This window comes from Bradyrhizobium sp. (assembly GCF_019242285.1).
GTDB lineage: Bacteria > Pseudomonadota > Alphaproteobacteria > Rhizobiales > Xanthobacteraceae > Bradyrhizobium.
The window spans coordinates 23,539-30,174 of record NZ_JAFAVV010000566.1 but is presented as its reverse complement, the minus strand read 5'-3'; the positions used below and the strand labels follow the sequence as shown (position 1 = coordinate 30,174).

Sequence of the window (6,636 nt, the reverse complement as noted above, 5' to 3'; positions counted from 1 at the left end):
CGTTTGCGACGACATGCGGATGGAGTGGCGCCTCGGCCCCTCCGACAGCAGTGCAGGCCTAGCCGAAACGCGCGGTCCCGAGTTACCCTCGCGGTCTTGAAAGACCGAGGGTTGGAATCGGATGAGCGTTGAAGAGGGGCCGTGCGCTCGCGTTCTCGTGCCGGCCGGTGTGCTCGGATGGGGCGTTCGCGCCGAGGAGATCGAGACCGGACTGGTGCAGGCGCCGCATGCGATGCGCTCGACGCCGGTTCGACTGACAGCGGGCCGGCCTACCTCGCGACGGGCCGGTCGAAATACTCCTGTGGCGCGTCCGGCTGCGACATGACGGTGGACGAAACGCTTGAGATCGTGCTGGAGGTCGCGCGCGAGCAGAATGAGGTGCCCCGGATCGCGGTGATGGAAACGCTTCGAGGTCAAGTCGCTGAACATGGTCAAGATCTCCTACCCGCGCACCCCGCCGCAGGGCGGGGTAGAGGAGCGGGACATGCACAGCGGCCAGCAATTCGTGCCGCTGCTGGAACTCGGACGAAATCGGTAGCAACGGCACCAGCTCCGCAGCCCCGGCCTTTTCCGCTTCCGTGCATTGCGGTAGAAGCGGCGCCGAACGTCGTCCCCTTGCAGTGAGGCACTCATGACCGCCATCGTCGACATCATCGGCCGCGAAATCCTCGACAGCCGCGGCAACCCGACCGTGGAGGTCGATGTCGTGCTGGAGGACGGCTCGATCGGCCGCGCCGCCGTGCCCTCCGGCGCCTCGACGGGGGCCCATGAGGCGGTCGAACTCCGTGACGGAGACAAGTCGCGCTATCTCGGCAAGGGCGTCCGCAAGGCGGTAGAGGCCGTCAACGGCGAAATCTACGAGGCGCTCGCCGACCAGGCGGCCGAGGACCAGGTCCTGATCGACCAGACCATGATCGAGCTCGACGGCACCGCCAACAAGAGCCGGCTCGGCGCCAACGCCATTCTCGGCGTCTCGCTGGCCTGCGCCAAGGCGGCCGCGATCTCCTTCGACATGCCGCTCTATCGCTATGTCGGCGGCACCTCGGCGCGGACCCTGCCGGTGCCGATGATGAACATCGTCAATGGCGGCGTGCATGCCGACAACCCGATCGACTTCCAGGAATTCATGATCATGCCGGTCGGCGCCAAGACCTTCGCCGACGCGCTGCGCTGCGGCTCGGAGATCTTCCACACGCTCCGCGGCGAATTGAAGAAGGCCGGCCACAACACCAATGTCGGCGACGAGGGCGGCTTCGCGCCGAACCTCCCGTCCGCCGATGCCGCGCTCGATTTCGTCATGAGCGCGATCGGCAAGGCCGGCTACAAGGCGGGAAGGGACGTGATGCTGGCGCTCGATTGCGCCGCCACCGAGTTCTTCAAGGACGGCAATTATGTCTATGGCGGCGAGAACAAGACCCGCTCGCGCTCCGAACAGGCGAAATACCTCGCCGACCTGGTCGCGCGCTATCCGATCGTCTCGATCGAGGACGGCATGTCCGAGGACGACATGGACGGCTGGAAGGAACTGACCGGCCTGATCGGCGCCAAGTGCCAGCTCGTCGGCGACGATCTGTTCGTCACCAATGTGAAGCGGCTGGCCGACGGCATCAGGAACGGCCGCGCCAACTCCATCCTGATCAAGGTCAACCAGATCGGCACGCTGACTGAGACGCTGAGCGCGGTCGAGATGGCCTACAAGGCGGGCTACACCGCGGTGATGTCGCACCGTTCCGGCGAGACCGAGGACTCGACCATCGCCGACCTCGCGGTCGCGACCAATTGCGGGCAGATCAAGACCGGATCGCTGGCGCGCTCCGACCGCACCTCGAAATACAACCAGCTCCTGCGGATCGAGGAGCAGCTCGGCAAGCAGGCGAAATATGCCGGCAAGGGCGCGCTGAAGGCGCTGGCGTGAATGTCGTCGGATAAGAAAACGAAGAGGGACGGGAGGAGATTGTCATGACTGAAGGTGCAAGCGGCCTGCAATTGCGCTCGCTGATCAGGAAGAGCGGCGAGCTGGAAATCTCGCTCGTGAACGTGCCGACGCCCGAGCCGGCCGAGGACGCAGTCGTGGTCCGGGTCGAGGCGACGCCGATCAACCCGTCGGATCTCGGTCTGCTGGTCGGCGCGGCCGACATGAGCACCGTAAAGGCATCCGGGACCAAGGAGGCTCCCGTCATCACCGCCGCGGTGCCGGACGCGGCGATGAAAGCGATGGCGGGACGGCTCGACCAGTCCATGTCCGTCGGCAACGAGGGCGCCGGCGTCGTGATCAGGACCGGCGCCTCCGAGGCCGCCAAGGCGCTGATGGGCAAGACGGTTTCCATGATCGGCGGCGCCATGTATGCGCAGTACCGCTGCGTCAAGGTCAGCGATTGCATGCCGTTGCCGGAGGGCACGACGGCGGCCGAGGGCGCCTCCTGGTTCGTCAATCCGCTCACCGCACTCGGCATGACCGAGACCATGAAGCGCGAGGGCCACAAGGCGCTGGTGCATACCGCGGCCGCCTCCAATCTCGGGCAGATGCTCAACAAGATCTGCCTTAAGGACCGCATCCCGCTGGTCAACATCGTGCGCAGCGCGGCTCAGGCCGACATCCTGCGCAAGATCGGGGCGAAGCACATCGTCGATTCCAGCTCGCCGGGCTTCATGGACGAGCTCACCGAGGCGCTCACCGAAACCGGGGCGACCATCGCCTTCGACGCGATCGGCGGCGGGCGGCTCGCGGGCCAGATCCTCACCTGCATGGAGGCCGCGATCAACCGGAGCGCCGCGGCCTATAGCCGCTACGGCTCGAGCGTGCACAAGCAGGTCTATATCTACGGCAGCCTCGATACGCGGCCGGTCGAGCTGAACCGCGCGTTCGGCATGGCCTGGGGCGTCGGCGGCTGGCTGTTGACGCCGTTCCTGATCAAGATCGGCCGCGCCGAGGGACAGCGGCTCAGGGAGCGCGTGGCAGCCGAGCTCAAGACCACGTTCGCCAGCCACTACACCAAGGTGGTCTCGCTGCCGGAGGCGCTCGACCCCGCCAACGTCGCCGTCTACGGCAAGCGCGCCACCGGCGAGAAATTCCTGATCAATCCACACAAGGCCGGATAATTGTCACCGCCTCTTGAGCTCGCGCCATCGCAGGCGGACCGCACCAACTGGCGGACCGCCCCCTTCAGCCGGTGGGCGTTCCAGAACATCCGCTCGATCCTTGGGGTCTCCGACATCGAGAGTGCACCGGGCAGCGGCTGGGCGCTTCCTGAAAGCCCGGCCTCGTTCGACGCCTTCAGCCTGCGCCTGCCGAGCGGCTCGACGCTCGATCTGCCGGGCTTCCTGCAGGCGACCGCGACCGACGGGCTTCTACTTCTGCACCACGGCCGCATCGCGTTCGAATTCTACGCCGGCGGCATGGCGCGCGAGACGCCGCACATCCTGATGTCGGCGACCAAGTCGATCACCGGGCTGATGGTCGGCCTTCTCGAGGCGCGCGGGGAGCTGGAGGTCGATGCCGAGGTGTCGCGCTACGTTCCCGAGATCGCGGCGGGCCCCTATCAAGGCGCGACCGTCCGCGACCTCCTGGACATGCGTACCGGCATCGTGCTCGACGAGGAGGCCTTGCGCGCCTATGCCACCGCGAGCGGCTGGGAGCCCTTGGCGCCCGGCGAGACGGCGGACCTGCACGGCTTCTTCGCGCACCTCGCCGTGCCGTACCAGCCGCATGGCGGGCCGTTCAGCTATGTCTCGCCCAACACCGATCTGCTCGGCTGGGTGATCGAGCGCGCGGCCGGGCGAAGCTTTGCCAGTCTGGTCGGTACGCTGCTGTGGAAACCGATGGGTGCGAGCGGCGAGACCTTCATCACCGTCGACGACAAGGACGCGCCGCGCTGCACCGGCGGCTTTTGCGCGACCTTGCGTGACTTCGCGCGCCTGGGTCAGCTCGTGCTGATGAACGGCCGCCGCGATTCCAACCAGATTGTCTCCGAGCGCTGGATCGACGACATCAGGACCAATGGCGATGCGGGCGCCTGGCGCGACGGCCAGTGGCGCGACAGCTTTGCCGCAATCAGCCGGAACATGCGCTATCGCAGCGGCTGGTACGTCATCGACGACGCGCCGCAGATCCTGTTCGCGATGGGCATCCACGGCCAGAACCTGTTCGTGGATGCCGCCAACGCAATGGTGATCGCCAAGCTCTCGAGCCAGGCCCAGCCGATCGAGCCGCAGTCGATCTGGCTGACCCACAAGGCGGTCGCGGAGTTCGCCCGCTGCCTCGGCTGCACGGGCTAGGCGCCGCACTGTACCTATTTCATGCACTTGCATCTTGTTCGCGGTCCGGCTAGGGGAAGAGACCAGTCACCCGTGCACGCGAAGGGAAATCCATGGCCCACCACCACATCGTCGTCATCGTCGGCAGCCTGCGCAAGGAGAGCTTTTCGCTCAAGCTCGCCAACGCCCTGCCAAAGCTCGCGCCCGCAAGCCTCGCGCTCGAGATCGTCACGCTGCATGGCCTATCCTTCTTCAATCAGGACCTCGAGGCGGCCCCGCCTGCCGACTGGCTGGCGTTCCGGGAGAAGCTGCAGAAATCGAACGGCGTCCTGTTCGTCACCCCCGAATACAACCGCTCGATCCCGGGCGTGCTCAAGAACGCGATCGACGTCGGCTCGCGGCCCTATGGCAAAAGCTCGTTCCTGGGCAAGCCGATCGGCATCATCGGCAATGCGCCTGGGCAGCTTGGCGGCGTCAGCGCCGTCAAGCACTTGCAGAACATACTGCCGGGGATTTCCGGGCCGATCCTGGGGCAGCCTGAAATCTACTTGAACCAGGTCGGCGATGCCTGTGATGCGCACGGTGAATTGACCAAGGAGCCGGTCCAGAAGCTGCTGCAGCAATATCTCGAGGCCTATGCGGCTTTCGTCGAGCGGGTCAACAAGTAGCCCACTGAACGAGGCCGCCGCGCCACTGTGCTTAGCAAAGCATTAACCGGGCGGGCGCATGGTCCCGCCCATGGTCTCCCGCTCGCGCCTCAAATCCATCCTCACCGGGGTTGCCCTTTATACCGTGGCGGCGGCCATGGTCGGCTATTTCGGCGTCAATGCCTACACCGGCAAATACGGCCTCAACGCCCGGCAGGAGCTCGACCAGGAGATCATCGCGCTGACCTCCGAGCTGGCGCGGCTGAAGCAGGAACGGGCAGACAGCGAGCATCGGGTGTCGCTATTGCGTTCCGATCGGCTCGATCCGGACATGCTCGATGAGCGTGCGCGCTTCCAGCTCGACTATGCCAATCCGCACGACCTGGTCCGGATGAGCGGTCCGGATCGGACTCGCTAGAGTATTTCCCGGAAAAGCGGGACACCGGTTTTCCGAAAGGAAATGCGACAGACAACGAATCCAGAGCGCCTTCTGCGCTGCCTGAGCTTTCAGCGTCAAGCTAAACTGAAAGCGTTCTGGACGGCCGGATTTCAAAAAAACAGTGATTTGATTGCGAAAGTTTCGTGTCGCATTGCACTGCGACATGCATGGCCGGGCTCTTGATGCCTCCAAGCAATCCTTTCCTTGCCACTGTGAGTTGGGATAGAGAGGCGCAATCACGATCTGATCGGGAATTGCCATGGCTGCCCCCAAGAAAAGCGTCGTCAAAGAGGCCGAGCAGGAGAAGGGGAGCGAGGCTCCGCTCGAATTCACCAAAGAGCAGGAGCTTGCCGCGCTGCGCGACATGCTGCTGATCCGGCGCTTCGAGGAGAAGGCCGGCCAGCTCTACGGCATGGGTGCGATCGGCGGCTTCTGCCATCTCTATATCGGCCAGGAGGCCGTGGTGGTGGGGATGCAGATGGCCCTGAAAAAGGGCGACCAGGTGATAACGGGGTACCGGGACCACGGTCACATGCTGGCCTGCGGCATGGATGCCAAGGGCGTGATGGCCGAGCTGACCGGCCGCCGCGGCGGCTATTCCAAGGGCAAGGGCGGCTCGATGCACATATTCAGCAAGGCCGAGAACTTCTACGGCGGCCACGGCATCGTCGGCGCGCAGGTGTCGCTCGGGACCGGCCTCGCCTTCGCCAATCACTACCGCAGCAACGATTCCGTGAGCGTCACCTATTTCGGCGATGGCGCCGCCAATCAGGGCCAGGTCTACGAGAGCTTCAACATGGCGGAGCTGTGGAAGCTGCCGGTCGTCTATGTGATCGAGAACAACCGCTACGCCATGGGCACCTCGGTCACCCGTTCCTCCGCGCAGACCGATTTCTCCAAGCGCGGCGTCTCGTTCAACATCCCCGGCGAGCAGGTCGACGGCATGGATGTGCGCGCGGTCAAGGCCGCGGGCGACAATGCGATCGCCTGGTGCCGCGCCGGCAAGGGTCCCTATATCCTGGAGATGCAGACCTATCGCTATCGCGGTCACTCGATGTCGGATCCCGCCAAGTACCGCACCCGCGAGGAGGTCGAGAAAGTCCGCCACGACCAGGATCCGATCGAGCAGGTCCGCAATCGGCTCCTGGCGGCGAAAGTCGGCGAGGATGAATTGAAGGCGATCGACGCGCACGCGCGCGAGATCGTCAATGCGGCGGCCGATTTCGCCCAGCATGATCCCGAGCCGGAGACCTCCGAGCTTTACACCGACGTCTATCGCTGAGCGGCGCAAGCTGA

At 65.0% G+C, this 6,636-nt stretch carries 6 protein-coding genes and 1 pseudogene; all 7 read left to right on the top strand.

Annotation, left to right across the window (positions count from 1 at the left end; genetic code table 11):
* Nucleotides 1–415: 415 nt before the first annotated feature.
* Nucleotides 416–538 (top strand): annotated as a pseudogene (locus tag JOY90_RS22885) (DUF4387 family protein); the annotation flags it as partial.
* Between the two features lie 93 nt (nt 539–631).
* Entirely contained in the window at nt 632–1,915 is a 1,284-nt protein-coding gene (gene eno / locus JOY90_RS22880) for a phosphopyruvate hydratase (RefSeq protein ID WP_291693384.1), read from the top strand.
* 44 nt (nt 1,916–1,959) lie between these two features.
* Complete coding sequence (locus JOY90_RS22875) at nt 1,960–3,099, top strand: zinc-binding dehydrogenase (RefSeq protein WP_291693383.1); 1,140 nt, start codon at nt 1,960–1,962, stop codon at nt 3,097–3,099.
* Nucleotides 3,100–4,275, top strand: coding sequence for a serine hydrolase (locus JOY90_RS22870; RefSeq protein ID WP_291693382.1), 1,176 nt, complete (start codon nt 3,100–3,102; stop codon nt 4,273–4,275).
* Between the two features lie 92 nt (nt 4,276–4,367).
* Nucleotides 4,368–4,922: an NADPH-dependent FMN reductase gene (locus JOY90_RS22865; RefSeq protein ID WP_291693381.1), complete on the top strand. Its 555-nt coding sequence runs from the start codon at nt 4,368–4,370 to the stop codon at nt 4,920–4,922.
* Nucleotides 4,923–4,992: 70 nt separating this feature from the next.
* Entirely contained in the window at nt 4,993–5,319 is a 327-nt protein-coding gene (locus JOY90_RS22860) for a septum formation initiator family protein (RefSeq protein WP_291693380.1), read from the top strand.
* Nucleotides 5,320–5,599: 280 nt separating this feature from the next.
* On the top strand, nt 5,600–6,622 hold the full coding sequence (gene pdhA, locus JOY90_RS22855) for a pyruvate dehydrogenase (acetyl-transferring) E1 component subunit alpha (RefSeq protein ID WP_291693379.1): 1,023 nt from the start codon (nt 5,600–5,602) through the stop codon (nt 6,620–6,622).
* Nucleotides 6,623–6,636: the final 14 nt, after the last annotated feature.